At 56.0% G+C, this 20024-nt stretch carries 16 protein-coding genes; 10 read left to right on the top strand and 6 right to left on the bottom strand.

Annotated elements, in window-relative coordinates; genetic code table 11:
- Positions 1-16 precede the first annotated feature (16 nt).
- Positions 17-181, top strand: a complete 165-nt coding sequence (locus HUF19_RS18000) for a hypothetical protein (protein WP_260997867.1) — start codon at positions 17-19, stop codon at positions 179-181.
- On the opposite strand, the gene HUF19_RS17995 is transcribed toward HUF19_RS18000, so the two are convergent.
- Entirely contained in the window at positions 163-1602 is a 1440-nt protein-coding gene (locus tag HUF19_RS17995) for an EAL domain-containing protein (protein WP_260997866.1), read from the bottom strand. The two genes, HUF19_RS18000 and HUF19_RS17995, sit on opposite strands and share 19 nt — an antisense overlap.
- Before the next feature lie 527 nt (positions 1603-2129).
- Here HUF19_RS17995 and rep point away from each other — a divergent pair.
- A complete protein-coding gene (gene rep, locus HUF19_RS17990; protein ID WP_145467453.1) occupies positions 2130-4157 on the top strand; it encodes a DNA helicase Rep in 2028 nt (675 codons plus the stop codon).
- Between the two features lie 75 nt (positions 4158-4232).
- Here the strand turns inward: rep and HUF19_RS17985 are convergent, their stop codons facing one another.
- Positions 4233-6521 carry a hypothetical protein gene (locus tag HUF19_RS17985; RefSeq protein WP_260997865.1) on the bottom strand — a complete coding sequence of 763 codons (2289 nt, stop codon included), beginning with the start codon at positions 6519-6521 and terminating at the stop codon, positions 4233-4235.
- Between the two features lie 223 nt (positions 6522-6744).
- Between HUF19_RS17985 and HUF19_RS17980 the strand changes: the two genes are divergently transcribed.
- From HUF19_RS17980 to HUF19_RS17960, 5 genes are all read left to right on the top strand, one after another.
- A complete protein-coding gene (locus tag HUF19_RS17980; RefSeq protein ID WP_260997864.1) occupies positions 6745-7491 on the top strand; it encodes a substrate-binding periplasmic protein in 747 nt (248 codons plus the stop codon).
- A 235-nt stretch (positions 7492-7726) separates the two neighbouring features.
- Positions 7727-8890, top strand: coding sequence for a hypothetical protein (locus HUF19_RS17975; protein WP_260997863.1), 1164 nt, complete (start codon positions 7727-7729; stop codon positions 8888-8890).
- A gap of 245 nt (positions 8891-9135) precedes the next feature.
- A complete protein-coding gene (locus HUF19_RS17970; protein WP_260997862.1) occupies positions 9136-11940 on the top strand; it encodes a DUF2339 domain-containing protein in 2805 nt (934 codons plus the stop codon).
- A gap of 73 nt (positions 11941-12013) precedes the next feature.
- Positions 12014-12592, top strand: a complete 579-nt coding sequence (locus HUF19_RS17965) for an LVIVD repeat-containing protein (RefSeq protein ID WP_260997861.1) — start codon at positions 12014-12016, stop codon at positions 12590-12592.
- On the top strand, positions 12589-13335 hold the full coding sequence (locus HUF19_RS17960) for an LVIVD repeat-containing protein (RefSeq protein WP_260997860.1): 747 nt from the start codon (positions 12589-12591) through the stop codon (positions 13333-13335). The genes HUF19_RS17965 and HUF19_RS17960 overlap by 4 nt, the downstream gene beginning before the upstream one ends.
- Before the next feature lie 9 nt (positions 13336-13344).
- On the opposite strand, the gene HUF19_RS17955 is transcribed toward HUF19_RS17960, so the two are convergent.
- The 3 genes from HUF19_RS17955 to HUF19_RS17945 all read right to left on the bottom strand — a co-directional run bounded on the left by HUF19_RS17955 (position 13345) and on the right by HUF19_RS17945 (position 15130).
- Positions 13345-13881: a hypothetical protein gene (locus HUF19_RS17955; protein WP_260997859.1), complete on the bottom strand. Its 537-nt coding sequence runs from the start codon at positions 13879-13881 to the stop codon at positions 13345-13347.
- A gap of 103 nt (positions 13882-13984) precedes the next feature.
- Complete coding sequence (locus HUF19_RS17950; RefSeq protein WP_260997858.1) at positions 13985-14632, bottom strand: anti-sigma factor family protein; 648 nt, start codon at positions 14630-14632, stop codon at positions 13985-13987.
- 9 nt (positions 14633-14641) lie between these two features.
- Entirely contained in the window at positions 14642-15130 is a 489-nt protein-coding gene (locus tag HUF19_RS17945; protein ID WP_260997857.1) for an RNA polymerase sigma factor, read from the bottom strand.
- Between the two features lie 146 nt (positions 15131-15276).
- Between HUF19_RS17945 and HUF19_RS17940 the strand changes: the two genes are divergently transcribed.
- The 3 genes from HUF19_RS17940 to HUF19_RS17930 all read left to right on the top strand — a co-directional run bounded on the left by HUF19_RS17940 (position 15277) and on the right by HUF19_RS17930 (position 19029).
- Positions 15277-16677, top strand: coding sequence for a S8 family serine peptidase (locus HUF19_RS17940; RefSeq protein WP_260997856.1), 1401 nt, complete (start codon positions 15277-15279; stop codon positions 16675-16677).
- A gap of 77 nt (positions 16678-16754) precedes the next feature.
- Positions 16755-18110: a DUF5666 domain-containing protein gene (locus tag HUF19_RS17935; protein ID WP_260997855.1), complete on the top strand. Its 1356-nt coding sequence runs from the start codon at positions 16755-16757 to the stop codon at positions 18108-18110.
- Entirely contained in the window at positions 18103-19029 is a 927-nt protein-coding gene (locus tag HUF19_RS17930) for a hypothetical protein (RefSeq protein ID WP_260997854.1), read from the top strand. Before HUF19_RS17935 ends, HUF19_RS17930 begins: the two co-directional genes overlap by 8 nt.
- A 9-nt stretch (positions 19030-19038) precedes the next feature.
- Here HUF19_RS17930 and HUF19_RS17925 read toward each other — a convergent pair whose 3' ends face one another.
- Positions 19039-19905 carry a lipase family protein gene (locus HUF19_RS17925; RefSeq protein WP_260997853.1) on the bottom strand — a complete coding sequence of 289 codons (867 nt, stop codon included), beginning with the start codon at positions 19903-19905 and terminating at the stop codon, positions 19039-19041.
- Between the last annotated feature and the right edge of the window lie 119 nt (positions 19906-20024).

The following is a 20024-nucleotide window of genomic DNA, read 5'->3' as shown; positions in this document are numbered from 1 at the left end:
GGATAAGCACGCAGGTATGGTAAAACAACTGATTGTCTTCCTGATTATCATCGCTCTGGCCGTGGCGGTTATGGTGTATTACCACGAAAACACGGAAAGCCCTTTTGATGGTGAAGCCTTCTTTGGCCCGAAAGAGCGCCCCGCAGAACCGTCACCTTCGCCTCAGAACAAACGTCCCTGAGTAAAGCCGGAATGCTGCGGGAAACCACTTTTCGCCTGTGAAATCAGTTCGCCCAGCGCCAGTGGGCGGGCGTAGATATACCCCTGTATACGGTCGCAGCCAAGCCTGCGTATCTCCTCCAGACAAGCAATGTCCTCAACGCCTTCAGCGGTGGTTTCCAGTTGCAGGCGGTTCGCCAGATCCAGCATGGTGGTAACAATATGATTCTGTGGTCCGTGATCGGGCAACGGTGAGACAAAGGCCCGGTCAAGTTTAATGCCGGTCAGTGGCAGGTCATTTAAATGAGATAACGATGAGAAGCCGGTGCCAAAATCATCCAGCACAATGTGTACGCCGGCGGCTTTCAGCTGGCGCAGATTCAGCAAGGATACGCTGGTGTCACGTATCATGGCGGTTTCGGTCAGCTCCAGCTCGAGAAACTGCGGTGGCATGCCAAGCTGGTCGAGTAAGCCGAGTACCTGTTGCGCATAAAAGGGGTCGGCTATTTCCGGAAAGGAGACATTCACTGCCATGCGCAGCGGCTGGTCCAGCAACTCCTGCAGTTGCTTCCAGGCGCTGATGGTTTCACGCAAGGCCCACTGCCCCAGTGCCTGAATCAGACCGGCATTTTCGGCCTCGCGGATAAACACCGTGGGCGGGATAACGCCCAGTGCCGGATGACGCCAGCGCATTAACGCTTCAGCCCCGACCAGAGCACCGGTCCGGCTGTCGAACTGGGGCTGGTATTCAAGGTAAAACTCATCACGCTGCAAGGCCAGATGGATACCGCTCAGCAGGCTCAGACCGGTGTCCTGCTGGCGCCATTCGAACTGGGCTTCCTGCACCAGCCGTTCGCGGGCAATCTGCTGTACGCCTTCCTGTAACACTGCGCTCAGGGCAGAGAAGCCGCTGATAGACAGCGGTGAGCTGTGGTACACCACCCAGGGACGGGCGTCATCGTCCGGCTGCAGCGGCAGCCAGTCGGCATGGAGTTCGTAGTAATTATCACTGACCACAACCAGCTGATCGTCCAGTATGCGGCCGATAATGGCTCCGGCGGGGGCGCGCTGGCTGATGGTGCGTTCAAATTCCTGCTGGATATCTTCCCGTTGCTGCCAGCCGTCGCGATCCTGCTGATGCCGTAACCAGCGGCATTGCAGCACCTGCAGATAATAGCCGTGGTCTGTCTGGCTCAGCTGCTGGCGCAGGCGGGTAAAAAACTCATTGTGTTGTAAGGGGGCCGGGATGTTTCTGAGTACCTGCTGCTGCAGAGGCCCCAGACTCTGAAAGAAACGCTGACGATTAAAATCATCCAGCGCCAGCCAGTGTCCGGACGAAGGCAATTGATCGCGGTGTTTGGTGGTGGAAATAATCAGGCAGGGCAGGTGTGGCGGAAGTTGGGTAAGCCATTGTTGCTGGGCAGTTGTAAAGGTGTCTATCAACAGTACTGCAGCATGCCAGCCGTCGCCTGAGGGGGGCAGGTCAGACGCAGAGAGCGGATTCAGGAACCGGAATTCCGTTCGCATAGCGTCCGGCCTCTGATGTTGGCCCAGCCAGTGTTGCAGGTCTCCGAGGCGCTGTTCGCAGGTGCTCAGAATCAACAGATTGAGTCTGGACTGGTGTGGTGAAAATTCCATAAAACCTGAACTGAATAAGGTCGGGTGTGTGCCTGCCTGTAAGGCGGCGCCCGGTTATGTGGTCTGCGTATTGTTGCCTGAGTGGCAATATACGACACGATCCATAACCATTTCTTTTAATAATCAGCGTTTATATATAGGACATTTCGGGCAGTCTGTCTTCTTTTGTGGCATAAAAATTTCCTTCGCCGACAATGACTTGCATGCCGTAGCCGCAGCTTTGGGGATAAAAAGAGTGACACTTGTGTCTGTATTCTGCCTGACTCGCTCCGTGGCAGATTCCAACCATGCGCTGAGCTGTTAGAATGCCCGCCCGTCAGAGAGGTAAGCCCGTGGTCGATCTAAGTCAGCTCAATCCCCGTCAGAAAGAAGCCGCCAAGTATGTGGATGGCCCGCTGCTGGTGCTGGCCGGTGCTGGCTCCGGCAAGACGTCGGTGATTACCCGTAAGATTGCTTACCTGATCGGTGTTTGTGGCATCAAGTCGTACCATATCGCTGCAGTAACCTTTACCAATAAAGCCGCGCGCGAGATGAAAGAGCGGGTGATGTCGCTGGTGGGTAAAGGCGGGGCCAAAGGTCTGACAGTATCGACCTTCCACAACCTTGGCCTGAATATTATCCGCCATGAGCTGACCACCGCCGGCTATAAAAACGGTTTCTCGATTCTTGATCAGGATGACTGCAAAGGCATTATCCGCGACGTGATGCACCGTGAACACGGTGACGACGGCGATATGATCGAGCTGGTGCAGAACGCCATCTCCAACCTCAAAAACGACCTGATCGCCCCCGACCATGCCATCAAAGTGGCATCGACGCCGCAGGAATTGCTGATCGCCCAGACCTACAGCGTTTATCAGCGCATGCTGAAAGCCTATAACGCGGTGGATTTTGACGACCTGATCATGGTGCCGACGGTGCTGTTCCGTGATCATCCGGAAGTGCTGACCCGCTGGCAGAAGAAGATCCGCTATCTGCTGGTGGATGAGTATCAGGACACCAATACCAGCCAGTACGAGCTGGTGAAGCTGCTGGTTGGTCACCGTACCGGTCTCACCGTGGTAGGTGACGATGACCAGTCGATCTATGCCTGGCGTGGTGCGCGGCCGGAAAACCTGTCGCTGCTGAAGAAAGACTTCCCGACGCTGAAAATCGTCAAACTGGAGCAGAATTACCGCTCCACCGGCCTGATCCTGAACGCCGCTAACCGCGTAATCGACAACAACCCGCACGAATTCGAGAAAAAGCTGTGGTCCGATATGGGCTACGGCGACCCGATCAAGATTCTTAAATGCCGCAACGACGAAGTGGAAGCCGAGCGCATTGCCACCGAAATCGTCGAGCGCCGCCTGCGTTATGGTTGTGGCTACCGCGATTTTGCCGTGCTCTATCGTGGTAACCACCAGTCGCGTGTGATCGAGATGAAACTGCAGGCCTATCAGGTGCCGTACAAACTCAGCGGTGGCCAGTCGTTTTTTGGCCGCAACGAGATCAAAGACATCATGGGTTACCTGCGGCTGCTGATTAACCCGACCGATGATGCGGCTTTCCTGCGTGTGATTAACACGCCGCGTCGCGAAATCGGCCCGACCACCATCGAAAAGTTGGGCGAATACGCCGCCATGCGCGGTATCTCCATGATGGCGGCGACCACCGAAATGGGGCTGGAGCAACAGCTGATGCCCAAGGCGCTGGATCGTCTGCGCCGCTTTGGCCACTGGCTCGAAGGCATTACCCGCAACGCCTATACCGATGATCCGGTGGCGGCGGTCAAAGAGATGATCAGCGATATCGACTACGAAGGTTATCTGCTGCAGAACTCCGGCACGCCGAATCAGGCCGAACGGCGCATGAAGAACGTCTGGTTCCTGGTCGATTCGATCAGCAAGATGATCGCCAAAGCGGAAGAGCTGGGCGATGAATGCACCATAGAAGATGCGGTGTCCAAGCTGATTCTGCGCGACATGATGGAGCAGCAGGAAAAAGAAGACGAAGCCGATCAGGTGCAGCTGATGACCCTGCATGCCTCCAAAGGTCTGGAGTTTCCGCACGTTTACATCATGGGCATGGAAGAAGAGCTGATGCCGCACCGCAACAGCATCGAGGCCGATACCATCGAGGAAGAACGGCGCCTGATGTACGTGGGCATTACCCGCGCCAAGCGCACCCTCACTCTTACCTATGCGGGTAAACGGCGTCAGTTTGGCGAAGCCATGGACACCACCCATTCGCGCTTCCTCGATGAGCTGCCACCGGACGATATCGTCTGGGAAGGTAAAACCGAAACCTCCGCCGAAGAACAGAAACAGCGCGGCCAGGAAACCCTGTCCAGTCTGCGCAATATGCTGGCTGATTTCTGACAGACCGCATAAAAAAACGCCCGGCATTGCGTCAGTAATGCCGGGCGTTTTTGTTTCTGGCGAACGCTGTGGTTATCAGCGGATATTCCATACCTCGCCGCGGACATCACCACTGGCGCTGTCCAGTCCGGCTTCGCTGTCGGCTTCCAGCCCCAGGGTAACCACACTGACCTGACGCGCATTCTGCTCAACCTTGGCAATGTTCATGCGCAGGTAGAGGGTGGTGCCGTCGCCGTTCGGTGTAGAAGTGTTAATGACGATGTAGCCGCTGCCATCAATGCTCCAGGTGAAGTCGAGATACTTCTGGCCATCATCACCCAGCTCACCAAAGTAGCTGCCGGTGTTATTGGCAGCGAAGGTGAATATGCCGAAGTCAGAGGTCAGAGATTTACCGGCGACATCATCACTGATAAAGGCCGTGGCGGAGCAGCCCGTTGCTGCGGTATCCAGAGCGCCGATTAACGCAGCGTCAGCATCTCCGGCGGTACAGGCAACCAGACTGACGAGCAGATCATCGTCGAATGCAGCTTTGATATCGTCGCGCGCGGTATCGTTAAAGACCCATTCATCATCACTGCTGCTGCCGGCTTTGGCGACGTAGCCGCGGCGCACATAGCCTTCATGTACGGTGAAAAACTGCACGCGGTCATAGCGATCGAAATCCCCCTGAGCAGCAACCAGCTCCGGCAGGGTAAATTGCAGAATGGTTTTGCCGTCGACGGTTTTCTGTACCCAGCTGCCGCTGACTTTGCTGCCCAGTGTTGGTCCGCCTTCCCCATAACTGAACGGGTAGAAGTTGAGTGTGCCACCGCTGACAAACTCCATCAGCCAGCTCTTGTCGTTGCCGTAAAGGTCGGTGCCTTTGATGTCTTCCGGGGTTTCCGGGCTGACCGCCGCATTGGCCGAAATCAGCTCAGACAGTGCCGCGGCGGCATTGCCGTCGGTCTGTGCGTTGCCATCACCGGTACGGGTAAAGGCGTTATTACACCAGGTGTCGGTTGGCGCCCACGGGCCTTCGGTATTGGCGGTGCCATCCCAGCAGTCAGCAATACTGGCTGTGTTGTCTTTATACAGTTCGTAGTAGTCGTTGCTGCGGGTAAAGGTCAGTTTATAACCTGTGGCGTTGGTGCTGAACTTAGCGGTCGGATCAAGAGCGAGGCTGAAGTATTCATCGTTGGCATAGGTCTGAATACGTTTGTCCGTGAGGCTTACGGCGATGCCGCTGATGGTTTCCTGAGCAACGCTGAGACCACCGCGGCTGACCACGACGCTGTCACCGCTGATGGCAATGGTTTCAGCGTCTTCGCTGACGCAGGTCCAGCTGCCGGAAGACAGGATGCAGGTTTGTTCGCTGTTGCTCTCGCTGGCCTGGGTTTCCCACAGGCCGTTGCTGCTGTTATAGCGATAGTCAGTGACAGTGACACTGCTGCCGCCGCCAGACGACACTGTGCCATAGTAAAAACTGACCTGGCCGTTGTCTTCGTCACTTTCAAAGAAGTGCAGGCTGCCGCCGCCGCTCAGTACACCGGCGATGCTGACACTGCTGGCATTGCGCTCGGCTTCACGTTCCGCCAGATCGTCTTCGACCACAGAAGGGTCGATGCCGGCATCATCAACCACACCGGAGTCGACCAGTGCGTCGGCATCAAATTCTCCGCTGCTGTTATCAACGGCGGTGCCGATGGTTTCCAGTGCTTCCAGAACCTGACTGACGATTAACGCCAGCACATCTTCAAAAGAAACGTTGGCGCCATCCAGTACCTGGGTAACGGTTTCGATATTCTGCTGCATGACCGCACGGGTAACCTGCGCCACTTTATGCACGCGCTCAAATTCGGCGGCGTCATTGCCACCACCATCACTGCCGGCAACATAGTCTTCTTCGAGGTCGACGCTGGTGCCCAGACGGGTCTGAATCGAGGCTTTGGCCTCGTCAGGAGTGACGCCTTTTTCCCGTACTTCATTCTGTACCATGGTGGTCAGCGGGCTGACAAAGCCATAACCGGCGGGGGCCGTCAGGGTGTAGGTTTTATTAATGGCGGTGCCGGGATTGTCTTCATCGATGGTTTCGCCGACGATGATTTCAACCACGATGGCGGCACTGGCAATTTGCTCAGCGGTGGCGTTGGTAATGGTGAAACTGCCACCTGAGGAGGACGTTGTGGAGGGTTCGCCATCATCACAAACCTGGTTGGCGTTCAGGTCGAGACACACTCTGGCACCGGCCAGATAGCCATCGGCCACTTTACCGGACATGGTTGTACTGCTGCCTGAACTGCTGTTGGATGAGTCGTTACTGCAGGCCGCCAAACCTGCGCCAAGCAGTCCGCTCAGCAGAATTCTGAGGGGAATATTGCTGCTCATACTTACACTCCTGTGAATCTTTTCTGGGGGGTAAATTGAGTAAAGCAGAGCATCAATGCACACTTAGAAAGATTGGTTCTAACCGCCGGAAAGCACCCTTCTGCTGTTATTTTTACTAATAACGCCAGCGGTCCTCAGAGTGCGACAGCAGAGATTTCAGCATCTACACTCAGGGCAGTAATCAGGCGGTGAGAGATCTATGCAATACACCCTGAGATGCGCCATGGTATGGCTGGTTATCAGTCTGCTGCCGGCACAGCCGGTCCGGGCTGAAACGGTGCTGCGGATTTGCGGCGATGCAGCCGGCTGGCCGCCTTATACCTTTGAGTCTGATGGTGCCGTGCGTGGGTATGATGTGGATGTACTGGCACTGATTCTGCCGGCGGCCGGCTTTGATTATGAGATTCATATGCTGCCGTGGAAGCGTTGTCTGCTGGAGGTTGAAAAAGGCCTGTATCAGATCGCTCTCAGCGCCTCGGCCAGCGCCGAACGCCAGAAAAACTTTCTTACCAGCAAACCTTATTATCAGGTGCAGCCCGGCTACGCCTATTCGCGTAAGCGCTTCTCTTCAGCACCGCCGATAAGTAGCAGTAATGACCTGAAAAATTATCTTCTCTGTGGTTTGCGCGGTTATGACTACAGCCGTTTTGGCATTGAGAATCGCTGGGTGATGCGTGAGGCCAATCATTACGCTCAGGCGCTGGCGCAGATCCGGCGCGGCCGTTGCGACCTGTTTCTGACACGCCTGGAAATATTGCACAGCCTGTATCGTCAGGGGGATGTTGATCTGGGTGATGACATTCAGGTGGAGGCGTTGCCCGGGGTCGCGGCAGATGATTTTGTGATGCTGATTTCGCGCCTGTACAGCCGCGCGCCACAGCTCAAAATCGTTCTCGATGAAGGCATCAGCCGGCTACGCAAAGAAGGGAGGCTGCAGGAGCTGCTGGAGTTCTATCTCAGTCAGCCATAATCACAGATTCTGAAAACCTGACTATTTTTCGCTCATATCTCGTCGAGGATATCAGGGTGCGACGCAAGCTTTTGATATTAAAGGATTTTTTATCGATCCTTATGTAGGGGTTTATCAATTTCTCAGGGAGAAACATTCCGTTACATATATTCCATACAACAAAGAAGACAATTCTGGAATGATGCTGCGCTTTTTATGACCGCTTGGTCAGGTTTTAATCATCGCAGAGAATTTCATGTCTAACGCTACCTTCTCCCGCGCCTTACTGGCGACCCTGTTGATTGGCCCTCAGGCCTTTGCTGATACCCACGAAACCAACAGTCTGGAACAGCGGGTAACCGCGCTGGAAAATGTACGCCTGACTGGTGGCTTCCGTCTGAATTACACCTATAAAGACTGGAACGAAGCGCAGACCGAACGCGGTGGCGATTTCACCTATAACCAGATCAACCTCGGTATCGAAGCTGAACATCAGGGCGTACGTCTGTCGAGCCAGTACCGCTGGTACGACAGCGGCAATGGCGCCATGGTGCACCACCTGTATTTTGCTACCGATGCGTCTGACAACACCGAAGTACAGGTCGGTATCACCAAGGTGCCGTTCGGTATCCTGCCGTACGAATCTCACAGCTACTGGGGCGATGCCACTCTGTATCTGGGTTTTAACGACGACTATGACAGCGGCATCAAGGTACTGAGCAAGCAGGGTAAGTGGGATCTGCAGCTGGCTTACTTCGCCAGTGGCGATGCGGCTCCGACCGATGCTCAGCGTTTCTCATTTGATGTGGTCTCCGATGGCGATGCCGGTGTGCAGCAGAATCAGGAAACCCACCAGTTCAACCTGCGTGCGGCTTATGCCCTGAGCGAACAGGCGGAAGCTGGCGTGTCGCTGCAGTATGGCGGTCTGTATAACGAAACCACCGGCAAGATGGGTAATGCCCAGGCTCTGGCGCTGCATTACATCGCGACCTACGGTGCCTTTGGTGTGCAGTCGGAAGCGATCCGCTATTCCTACAATGCCGAAAACGCTGATGGCGTCAGCGATGACACCATTCAGATGGGTGGTTTTGGTGCGCGTTACATGGCCGCCGCACAGGCGAATGTCTATGTCCTGAACCTGAGCTACGACCTGCCGTGGAAAGGTGGCATCGTCAATCAGGTGCAGCTGTACAACGACTACAACCTGCTGGATAAAAACAAAGAAGCCTTCCGCGATTCACAGATCAACACGCTGGGTGTACTGGTGGTGACCGGTAATCTGTACACCAACTTCGATGTCACCAGCGCCAAGAACGTACCTTTCATCGGCGCCGGTGATTACACCAAAGCCTTTGCAGAAGGCGATGGCGAAAACGGCTGGCAGACCTTCTTTAATGTGCAGTTTGGTTACTACTTCTGAGTGTGAGCAGCACAAGCTGATAAAGAAAAGCGGGCACGGGTTTATACACCGGCCCGCTTTTTTTATGCCCGCTATTTGCCACAACAACTCTCTGCCTGATCAGCCTGAGGCTCAGGTCACCTTTTCCCGTGCTGCTGGCGTTATACTCTGGCGCTTCGGTTCCTGAGCAAAGATCAGGACAGCGGCAGGGCGGATTGCGTATAGTCTCCTGCTGAGTTATCAGTCAATGAAAGTGAATGGTGTTTATGGATGAATTTGTCACTCTGACGCTGCTGTTGGTACTGGCTTTAATCGGCGCATTGGTACTGGGTGTCGTCGCGTTCTTTAAAGTCAGTACGCTGGAGCAGCGTATCGGGCAGCTGGAAGCCGCCCTGCGCCGCCTTACCGCCAGCCGGGAAAAACCAGCAGAAACTGAGCGCCCGGTTACTTCGCCTCCACCGACAGCGGTCGGTTCTGCGCAACAGGTACCAGCCGCAACCGGACAGACTGAGGTTGCCGCCAGCGCGGTTCAGCCTGTTAATGCCTCTGAATCAGCCTCCGAATCAGTATCCGAATCAGGACCAGAACCTGTATCCGCACCAGCATCTGAGCCTGCTGCTGAACTGCCGGTGTATTCTCCGACCGCGCCTTCTTATCAGGCGCCGGCGGCTTCTGCTGCTCACTCTTCCGGGACAGCAAGCCGCGAACCGGATCTGCTTGAGCGCCTGCTGCAGAATATCCGCAACAACTGGATGGTCTGGCTCGGTGGTATCTGTGTCGGTCTGGCCGGCGTGTTTATGGTGCGTTACTCCATCGAGCAGGGGCTGCTGGGGCCGGAAACCCGCGTAGTGCTGTCGTTGCTGGCGGGTATCGGCCTGCATGTTGCGGCGGAATGGCTGCGGCGTAACAAAGGGCAGAATAACGTCTTTGCGGCGCTGGCCGGTGGCGCCAGCATCATCCTTTATTCCGCGTTATTTGCAGCCTTCAAATTATTGCCGGGCACGTCGCCCGGATTGGTGTTTACCGGCATGGCGCTGGTGTCTTTTGCCACGCTGGCGCTGGCACTCCGCCATGGCCCGGTGCTGGCGGCGCTGGGCATGCTCGGTGGTTATCTGGTGCCAATTCTGCTCAGCAGTGGTTCGGGGCAGATTGCCGTGGCGCTGGTGTATATCAGCATTCTGACGCTGTTCTCGCTCTGGTTGCTGGCCTATGTTCAGCAACGCTGGCTGTGGATCGGTGTGATTGCCGGCTCTCTTTTGTGGTGGCTGATCAGTCTGATGACCGAACCTGCTGATGGCGTGCGTTCTCTTTACCTGCTTGCGCTGGCCTATATGTTTCTTGCGGTACCGCATTTTGACTGGTTACTGCAGAACCGCCATCAGGATAACGATGATGAGCCTGCCAGCGCAGACAGCTGGTGGCAGCGGGTGCAGAGCTGGCGTGCCGATCCGCACTGGCCTGCTTTGCCGGGCGTATTGCTGGTGTTGCTGGCGCAGGGGATTACCCTCGCCGGCGAAGGCGTGATTGATTCGGGTTACTTCACCCTGCTGGCATTGCCGGTACTGATGTTGCTGGCGGCCAGCCGTCGCCCGGAACTGAACCCGCTGGCGGCGCTGCCATTAGTGCTGATTGTGCTGGCGACGGTTATCCCCATGCTGACCTATATCGGCGATGAACTGGTGCTGTTGGGTCCGGACGCCGCCGGGCAGGCGCAGCTGGGTGTACGTTTCCTGTGGCTGACATTGCTGTACTGCGGCAGTGCGCTGTGGCTGCTGCGTATGCGCGTGCCTTACCCGGCGTTCTGGACCGGGCTGGGCAGCGCCGTACCGCTGCTGATGCTGGCTTTGGGGTATTACCTGTTTACCGATTTCCGCCTCGACTGGGCCTGGGGGCTGGTAGCGCTGGTGTTGGGCATGCTGTATCTGTGGCTGGCCAATATGAACCAGCAGCGTTATGGCGATGCCCGGCCGCTGATCAGCGTGATTCTGATCAGCGCGGCGCATCTGGGTCTGTCACTGGCGGCGGTGATCTGGCTGGCCGAAGCGACCCTGACGCTGGCCTTTGCCCTGCAGCTGGTGTCGCTGGCCTGGCTGCAGCAACGTTATCAGCTGCCGCTGATGGCGTGGATTATCCGCGCCGTGCTGTTGCTGGTGGTTGTGCGTCTGACCTTTAACCCCTGGCTGCTGAGCTACGACGCTGGCACTCACTGGTCACTCTGGACCTATGGCGGCGCTACGCTCTGCGCGGCGGCGGCGGCCTGGATTCTGCGCCATGAAGTGAAAATGCAGCCCTGGCTGCAGGGTGGTGCCGCACAGCTGCTGGTGCTGACGCTGGCCGCAGAAGTGCGCTACTGGCTGTACGACGGCGATATTTTCCATCATGAATTCAGCTTTCTTGAAGCAAGTCTCAATGTGCTGATCTGGGGCTGTGCGGCGGTGATCTACCTGTGGCGTGCACGCTTAAGCGAACAGCTGCCGCGTTTCTATCAGGTGGTGGGTCTGCTGCATCTTGCAGCGGCTGCAGCAACTTATCTGTTTGTGCTGATGCTGGCGGAAAACCCGCTGTGGAATAACGGCAATATCGGTTCGACGCCGCTGTTTAATATGCTGTTACTCAGCTACGGTCTGCCAACGCTGATTATGCTGGCGCTGTGGCGTCAGCTGCCGGCGCAGTACGGCCGTTTTGCCGCACTGGCTGCCGGGCTGAACACGCTCTGGTTTATCTCGCTGGAAATCCGCCAGATCTGGCAGGGCGATGCCGGTATGAGCCTGAGTAACTACACCCCGGATGGCGAACTCTACACCTACTCAGTGGTGTGGATGCTGCTGGCCGCCGGCGCGCTGACGCTGGGGCGCTGGCTCGCCAGCCGCGATATTTACCGTGGCGGTATGGTGTTGTTGCTGGTGGTCGTGGCCAAGCTGTTCCTGATTGATATGGCGGGCCTGACCGGGCTGTGGCGTGTGGCGTCCTTTATGGGGCTGGGTCTGGCACTGCTGGCTCTGGCGTGGCTGCATCAGAAGTTTGGCGAACGCTACGGACCCGATGCCGATACCCGCTTGCCGGGACTTTGAGTAGTTAATGCTGCAATAACCGTTTTGTCATCAATTCCTGATAGGGTGCGTTTACCTATCAGGGACGATGACTATGCAATTCAGGATTCTGGCATTTTTTTCTGTTGTTACACTGGTTGGCTGCAATCCCTTCTATCAGAAGTGGCATGAAAAAGTCTGCCAGCACGATGATCAATACTGTGACATCCCGGTGTACCTCGATCCGGATGATCTGCAACGCCTGCCTGTCCCGGTTTACGGTAACAGCGTGCCGTTACGCAGTCCGGGTAAACTGCTGCAGAGCGGTGATTTACTGGTCGTTAATGACCGTTACTCCGGGCATCACTTCTTCGATATCTCTGATCGACAGAATCCCCTGCGGATAGGCTTCTACCCTCTGCCTGGTGCCACCGAGCTGACCATCAGTAATGGCTACCTTTACACCAACAGCTTTACCGACCTGTATGCCATCAACCTTGCCGATCTGCGCGATGCCACCTACAGCGCCAATAGCGTGAAGCGGGTTACCGATCAGTATTCCATGCCGCGCCAGCCCAGTAAGTGGATTGAGGGCGCTGATTTTAAGAGTGGGGTTCTGGATGGAGGGCATCCGCTGATCATTGGCTATGACACGGTGGATGGCCGTCGTTTTCTTTATGGGGTGCAACAATGACTGCGAACTGGAAGCTGCTCACTCTTGCTCTGTGTCTGACAGGGCTGCTCAGCGCCTGTGGTGGTGATTCGGGTAGTTCGGATCTGAGCAGCAGCGTTAATGGCTCCACGTCGGGAATGGTTATACAGAATGGCTATCTGGTGGTGCTGAGTAATTCAGAGCGGGTTCATACCTACGATCTGAGCGATCCGGCAAAACCGGTATTGCGGGATTCGCTGGATCTGAGCTTTGGCGAAACACTGTCAGTGGAAGGAACGGACAAGGTTCTTGTCGGCGCCAGCGACGGCAGCTATGTACTGCAGGTTGGCAGTGATGGAGCGCTGATGCGGCTGGCCTTTGCCCGCCATGCCCGCAGTTGTGATCCTGCTATTGGCCGTGATGACCTGATGTACATTACCGTCAGGGCTGGCAATCGCTGCGGTGATGAAGGAGAAGACCGGTTGTTGATTTACGACACAAGCTCTGGCGATAACATCTGGTTGCTGGCTGTTTTGCCGTTACCCCAGCCGCAGGGGCTCGCGTTGTCGGGTTCTGTGCTCTATGTCTGCACCGCTGCAGGTTTGCAGGAAGTGGATGTCAGCAATCCGCTGCAGCCCACAGTCGCTGCGCTGCACACAGGTTTGAATTGTACGGATCTGATTGTGCAGGGGAACGAGGTGGTACTCAGTGGTGATGATGGAATCATGCTGGCAACTCTTGAGCAGCTTGCAACACCTTCTGCTCAGATCATGACCGGGCAGTAGCCCGGTGTATTACCAGCGGTGGAGCCGGCCCAGGGCACGGATGCGCAATGGTAAATGCAGCCCCACAGATATCTGCCAGTGCGGGTTGCCATCGGTACGTTCCGAATTATCAGAGCAGGCTCCGGCCGGTGTGGACGGTACAACATAACCAACACTGCTACTGACGCTGAAACGATCATAGCGGGGCGTTATTCCTACAAACAGACTGGCACCATAACAGGGCTCTTCGGTGCTGATTCCGTCTTCTCCGTAGCTGGTTGCAAGCGCGACAGCACCGTACATGGCACCGTAACCAAAACGCGGATAGCTCTCCAGTGGCCGGTGTTGTAAACCGAGTGCGCCACCAAGGCCGATAACAGGCAGCAGATCCATGGTATCTGTCAGGGGAATATCCAGCCGCAGGCCGGTAACCGAAAACGTGCTGCCGCTGCCGATGCCAATGGCCATGCGTTCCTGCCAGTTGTCTTTTGCCAGGGGCTCGGCATGCAAAGAACCGGCGCAGAGAAGTACGAGAGCCGGATAAAGAGGGTTCATCAGATTGCGCATATCCTTTGCCATTTCAATAACAGAAGGTCAGGGTCGCATACACAGATGACAAAAATATTTACTGCCCACTGTCTGAGAACGCAGCCCTAAACAGGCGTGCGGCTTAGTCGGCCTGTATCTGCTGTGACAGGGTACGCAGCCAGCGTTCTTCCTCGTCGGCGCTCAGGCTTTGCGCTGGCTGTTCGCTGGCGCTGGCCGGCTGGTACTGACTGCTGCTTCCCGGTGACTGATAAAGCCACTGCTCACCCTGCCAGCAGGCGCTGCTTTCCTCTGAGCTGACCGGTGTATGCACAATAAAATACCGGCAGAACTGGCCTGCGCTGTTCAGCTCTGAGCGGGTAATCTCAAGACGTTCCTCTGCGTTCATAATTTTTACGCTGCCGGAACTCATGCTGAGCAAAGCGCGGTCGGTTGCGGTATAGGCCGCCGGTGACAGTAGTTGCCAGACAAGGCCAACGCTCAGCACTACGCTGGCGGCAATGGCCCATGGCCAGCGTACGCGCGGCTGGAATTGCACTACCTCCGCTTCGGGCTGGTGCGCCTTTATCTGTTCCAGCAGGCCGGCGGGCAGGGGGATATCATCCTGACTGGCAAAAAACTGCCGTGCCATCTCATCGGCCTGTTGCAGTTTGTGCAGGCGCTCCCTGAGTTCCGCAGACTCCGCCAGCAAGTTATTGATATGATGCATTTCGCTGTCGGGTAAAGCCTTATCAATAAAGGCCGATAACTGTTCGTCGCTGATGGTATGCATGCTGTTCTCCTACAGTGCCAGACTGAGCTGTTGGCGGGCGCGGGCAAGGCGGCTCATGATGGTACCCACTGGTACTTCCATAATGTCGGCCGCTTCCTGATAGCTGTGGCCTTCAACTGCGACCAGATAAAGTGTGGTGCGCAGTACTTCGCTTAACTGCTGCATATGTGCCTGCACCCTGGCCAGTGTGGTATGGGTTTCGTACTGTTCGGCGAGATTGCTGCCGGAAAGCACGGTGTCGTGTTCTTCATCCAGACTGTCGCTTGGTTTTTCCCGGCGCATGGTATCAATCCAAAGGTTGCGGCAGAGACGATATAACCAACGATCAAAGTGGGTGTCTGCCTGATATTGTTGCCAGCGAGCCAGTGCCCGCTCGACCGTTGCCTGAAGCAGATCATCGGCACTGTGTTGCTGACCGGTAAGCGCCAGGCAATAGCGTCGGATTGCCGGAAGCGCTGCCAGTAATTGCTGCTGAAAATGTTGATGCTGAATATTCATATCAGGTAAACGCGGGACATGAAGTTTTATTCCATGTGCAGGAAATATTCCGGCCGGATAATCGTTAAAGAGAGAAGCAACCGGATAACCCAGTGTTTAACACAGGCTGGCGATACCGGAATAAGCACAGACAGCGGGAGTTTAGAGTGAAAGCGTGTTGGCTGCTGTACATTTTATTAGTCATGCCCCTGCCGCTGCTGGCGGAAAGCGATGCGGATGACGACCTGGAAGAGCAGGAAGAACTGCTGGAAGAGCGTCTGGAGGAACAGCTGGAAGAGATGCTCGATGCTCAGGAGGAACTTGAAGACCGGCTGGAGGAAGAGCTGGAAGAACGGCTGGAAGACGAGCTCGATGATGATCTGGAAGACGAGCTTGAGGACGAACTGGAAGACAAGCTGGACGATTCTCTGGATGACCGTGAAGAGGAGCTGGAAGATAAACTGCAGCATATTCTGGCCGCCCGGCAGTTAGATGAACTGGAAGAACAGCTCGAAGATGCGTTCGACGAGACTGAACCTGAGCGCTTTATTGCCTTATTAAGTGCGGAAGAATGGCAGGCCCTGCAGGCTCAGGGTGTTAAGGCGGTGGCGGCTGAGCCTCTGCCTGCGCTTGGGCTGCATCTGATCACGTTTGACGAAATGCCAGAGCTGCCAGAACAGCAGAAAGCGCTGCAGGATACGGTTGCGCCGGATCATTACTACCGGCTCGACGGTGATGCGGCTCCGAACGCAGCGCAGAAACCGGCCCCCGGTTCGGGACTACACGCAGCGGATGCACTGGGCTGGCCGCAGGCCAGAACGGCACAGCGGATTATCGGCATGATGGATTCCGCCATTGATACCCAACACCCCTGTTTTGCCGGCGTGAATATCGCGCAGCGTGAGTTTCATGCTGCGGATGCATTGCCCGACAGCCGCCATGGTACGGCCATCGCCGGTCTGCTGGCGGCCAACTCCGGCTGTGCGGTTCCGGGTCTGCTGACCTCGGTGCAACTGGTCAATGCGGTGGTGTTTGCCCGCTCGGCGGACGGGCCGGTGCAGGCCAGCGCCGGTCAGCTGATCGCCGGTCTGGACTGGCTGCTGCAGAACGATGTGGAGCTGATCAATATGTCGCTCTCCGGTCCGCCTAACCCCTTGCTGCAACGTGTGCTGACTCAGGTACAGGCGCGTGGTGTGCAGTTGCTGTCATCGGTGGGTAATGACGGTGCGGCCGCCTTTCCGCGTTATCCGGCAGCCTATGCGGAGGTGATTGCCATCACCGCAGTGGATGAGCAGCAGCGGATTTTTAACCGGGCAGTACAGGGCGAGCATGTTGAGTTTGCATTGCCGGGGGTCAACCTCAGGGTGGTCACAGCTGACGGCCACGGGATGATGTCCGGTACCTCTTTCGCTACGGCGCTGGCCACGGCGGTACTGGCCTCAAGCCCGCCAGAGGACTGTCAGACAGAGCGTGAACGTTTATCCCGCCAGGCTCTGGATCTGGGCGAGGCCGGACGCGATCCGGTTTTTGGCTTTGGTCTTATGCAATCTCTCTTTAACGAAAGTTAACAATAATGGATGGAATATTTTTCAACCGCCGGCGTTTTTACCAGTGAGTTCACTGAAATAAACGAGAGAGTATTGCTATGAAAAAACATCTTCTGTCTGTTGCCGTTTGTCTGGCTGGTTCGCTGCTGGTAACCGCTTGTGGTGGTGGTTCTTCATCTGCCAAAGACAATGGCAAGCAGGTAACACGTGGTGTTATCGACGGCTTTGGCAGTGTGATTGTTAACGGTGTGCATTTTAACAGCGACCGCAGCCAGTTTATGGTGGATGACCGCGCTGGTATCCAGGGCGACCTGCGGGTTGGTCAGGTGGTTACTATTGTCGGTAACCACAATGGTGCAGAAGGTGTGGCTGTTGAAATTATTTATGACGTCAGCGTTGAAGGTACAGTAACCGCCGTTGATGCAGCGGCAGGTACACTGACGGTGCTCGGCCAGACGGTTGTGACCGATGCCATGACCATTTTTGAAGGCCTTGATCTGGCGACTCTGAGTGCAGGTCAGCGCGTTGAAGTCAGCGGTTACAGCGCCGGTGAAGGACGCATCATCGCCAGCTTTATTGCCGCAGATGACGATGACCAGAGCCCGGAAGAACTGACCGGTGTTGTGGCTGGCCTCGACAGTGCTGCGCAGACTTTCCTGATCGGTTCTCAGCTGATCAGCTATGCCAGCGTTGCCAGTCTGGATCTGGATGGCGCCACGCTGAGCGATGGCATGCTGGTTGAAGTTGAAGGTGCTCTGGACGGCGACGTGCTGGTTGCCAGCGAAATTGAAGCCGAAGACAGCGACTTTGAAGAAGATACCGAGCTGGAAATGTCAGGCGTGGTGACCGCCGTTGATAGCGACAACAGCCAGTTTGTTGTAAACGGTATGACCGTGCGCTTTGACAGCGAAACCGAATTTGATGACGGCGAGCAGTCGGCTTTACAGGCGGGTGTGATGGTTGAAGTCGAAGGCGTTGTCGGTAGCGATGGCGTACTGCTGGCGGAAGAAATCGAGTTTGAAGAAGCACCGGAAATTGAACTGGAAGGTGTGGTTCAGGCGACCACTGAAAACACCCTGACCGTAATGGGTATTACCGTAAGCGTCGACCTGCGTACCCGTGTACGCGATGACCGCGACGGTGAAGTGTACTTTAATCTGAGCATGCTGCAGCCCGGTGATCATGTTGAACTGCTGCTCGAAGAAACCACGGCCGGTCAGTACCGTGCACAGCTGCTGGAACGTGTTGACGCCGACAGCAAGGTGGAACTGAAAGCCCCGGTATCGGACATCAACCTGAGTGCCGGTACTATTGTGCTGCTGGGACTGACGGTGGATGTCAGCGCGCAGGACCCGGCTATGCTGTCCTCTCTGGTGAGTGGCAATATGGTTGAAATTGAAGGCTCATTCGACGGTCAGGTTCTGATCGTGCAGTCGATGGAAATTGATGACTGATATTTTGCTCAATCCTTTAGCAACCCTAACAGCAGCCCCCCTGCGCGGAGTATTCCGGCAGCGGGGGCTGCTGCTTATCTTATTACTGGTGTTTGCCGCTCAGGCAAAGGCCGGACTGCAGCTCGAGCTGGCCGCCGGTGCCGGCTACGACTCCAATGTTGCCCCCGACGTTACCGATATCAATGCTGGCCTGGGTGACAGTTATCATGCACTGGAAGCTTCGCTTGGCTGGCGTACGGCGGGGCGTCGTGGTGTGCAGTTTGAGACCAGCTACTGGCTGAAAGAACAACGCTGGCAGATCTACAGTGAATATGACAACCGCCTGCAGACCGGCCTTTTGCGCCTTGGTTATCAGGGTGATGTGCTGGCCACCGATGTTTCACTGATTGCGGCCACCGCAGATGTGGACGGGCAGAGTTATATGCAGCTCGAACGTATCAGCCCGGCTCTGGGCTTTATCCCGTCAGAATCCCTGTATGTGCGCACCCAGTTCGATTTTATGCGCAAAACCTACGAACAAAACAGCGCCCGCGACAGTGAGCGCAGCGCTGCCCGTCTGCAGCTGTACTGGTTTTTCCGCAGCAGCGGCTTATCGCTCAGCGCCCTGATACAGGGGGTGGATGAACAGGCGAATGCTCAGGTTTACAGTTATCAGGCGGGTATCGGACGGCTGTCACTCAGACACCGCAGCCGCTGGTTTGGGCTCGGTGTGGTGAATCATCTGAGGGCGCGGCTGGAGCAGCGTCAGTACGACGCGGTAACGGAACAGCGCCAGCGTCTGGAGATCAGCAGCCGCTGGCAACTCAGTAAACGCTGGCAGTGGTCGGTCAGTTTGCAGCGTGATGATCGCCAGTCTGACGTTGCCGCAGCAAGCTATGGCCAAAACCGGCTGGAAAGCACCATAAACTGGAGTTTTTAAGGCTGCCGGTTAATTAATCGACAGCCCGAACAGATTGATTTCCATCTGGTAAGGCACTTCTTCGGCCGACTGCAGCAGCTCACCGATCAGCGCCTGATAAGTGGTGATCTGATGCGCCTGAAGGTTGCTTTCATCCGGCAGTGCCGTGCTCAGTTTGGTTGCGCGCAGCATGCTTTTTAACCCGCGGGTCTGCGAATATTGCTGGCCGCCGAGCAGAATAATTTCTTCGCCCATATGCCAGTAAACATCCAGATCCTTAATCTGCAGCGGGCTCAGTGGCGGCACCAGTGGCACCAGATCTTTCTGGGTAACGACCCGCGTCAGCGGAATACTGCTGTAGATATCAGCGCCGGTAACGTTGGTGACCTTGGGCTGGCCGAAAGTAATTACCTGCGTTATCTGCATTGCCGTATCGTGTTTTAAATACATCGCCAGCACGACGGCAATGGCACCACCCAGACTGTGGCCGGTAATCTGCACCGGCATGCCGGCAACCAGCCGTGGTCTGACATCGTTAAACACGGCCTCGGCGGCACTGCGGAAGCCGTTATGCAGGGTAATGCCCAGACGCTCGTCCGGCTGAAATTCAATATCCAGATCGACCATCACATTCGCCAGATTGGCGGTGCCACGGATCGCGATGGTCTGCACGCCATTGCCCTGACTGAGAAAATAACTGACCTGCGAATCCGCCAGCGTAGCCTGATGAATCAGCGTCTGGCCCTGCTGCAGAAGCTGCGCTTCACGTTCGCTGTCGGTCAGGTAAGTATCGCCGGACAGCTGCGCCTGCACTCGTAGTTCAGCGAAATCAGGAGCAGCCTGTACCGCTGGCAGAAAGCAGCAGAGCAGCGTGGTGGTGAGTAATTTTCTGAGCATATCCAGACAGTCCGGGAAATGAGTTAGTTGTAGCCTGTGAATAAAGTTTGATAAGAAATCCGCCGTTTTTGAGTGAGCTATAATCATTTTTTAAATAAAGTTTGATTAAAATACCGAGG

It is taken from the genome of Thalassolituus hydrocarboniclasticus, from assembly GCF_025345565.1.
Classification (GTDB): Bacteria; Pseudomonadota; Gammaproteobacteria; order Pseudomonadales; family Oceanobacteraceae; genus Venatoribacter; species Venatoribacter hydrocarboniclasticus.
The sequence above is the reverse complement of the archived record's forward strand: the minus strand, read 5'-3'. Positions and strand labels throughout refer to the sequence as shown.

Coding starts and splice junctions, on each gene's coding strand:
- HUF19_RS18000 (WP_260997867.1), top strand. CDS start 17: ATGGTAAAACAACTGATTGTCTTCCTGATTATCATCGCTCTGGCCGTG.
- HUF19_RS17985 (WP_260997865.1), bottom strand. CDS start 6,521: ATGAGCAGCAATATTCCCCTCAGAATTCTGCTGAGCGGACTGCTTGGC.
- HUF19_RS17980 (WP_260997864.1), top strand. CDS start 6,745: ATGGTATGGCTGGTTATCAGTCTGCTGCCGGCACAGCCGGTCCGGGCT.
- HUF19_RS17975 (WP_260997863.1), top strand. CDS start 7,727: ATGTCTAACGCTACCTTCTCCCGCGCCTTACTGGCGACCCTGTTGATT.
- HUF19_RS17970 (WP_260997862.1), top strand. CDS start 9,136: ATGGATGAATTTGTCACTCTGACGCTGCTGTTGGTACTGGCTTTAATC.
- HUF19_RS17965 (WP_260997861.1), top strand. CDS start 12,014: ATGCAATTCAGGATTCTGGCATTTTTTTCTGTTGTTACACTGGTTGGC.
- HUF19_RS17960 (WP_260997860.1), top strand. CDS start 12,589: ATGACTGCGAACTGGAAGCTGCTCACTCTTGCTCTGTGTCTGACAGGG.
- HUF19_RS17955 (WP_260997859.1), bottom strand. CDS start 13,881: ATGCGCAATCTGATGAACCCTCTTTATCCGGCTCTCGTACTTCTCTGC.
- HUF19_RS17950 (WP_260997858.1), bottom strand. CDS start 14,632: ATGCATACCATCAGCGACGAACAGTTATCGGCCTTTATTGATAAGGCT.
- HUF19_RS17945 (WP_260997857.1), bottom strand. CDS start 15,130: ATGAATATTCAGCATCAACATTTTCAGCAGCAATTACTGGCAGCGCTT.
- HUF19_RS17935 (WP_260997855.1), top strand. CDS start 16,755: ATGAAAAAACATCTTCTGTCTGTTGCCGTTTGTCTGGCTGGTTCGCTG.
- HUF19_RS17930 (WP_260997854.1), top strand. CDS start 18,103: ATGACTGATATTTTGCTCAATCCTTTAGCAACCCTAACAGCAGCCCCC.
- HUF19_RS17925 (WP_260997853.1), bottom strand. CDS start 19,905: ATGCTCAGAAAATTACTCACCACCACGCTGCTCTGCTGCTTTCTGCCA.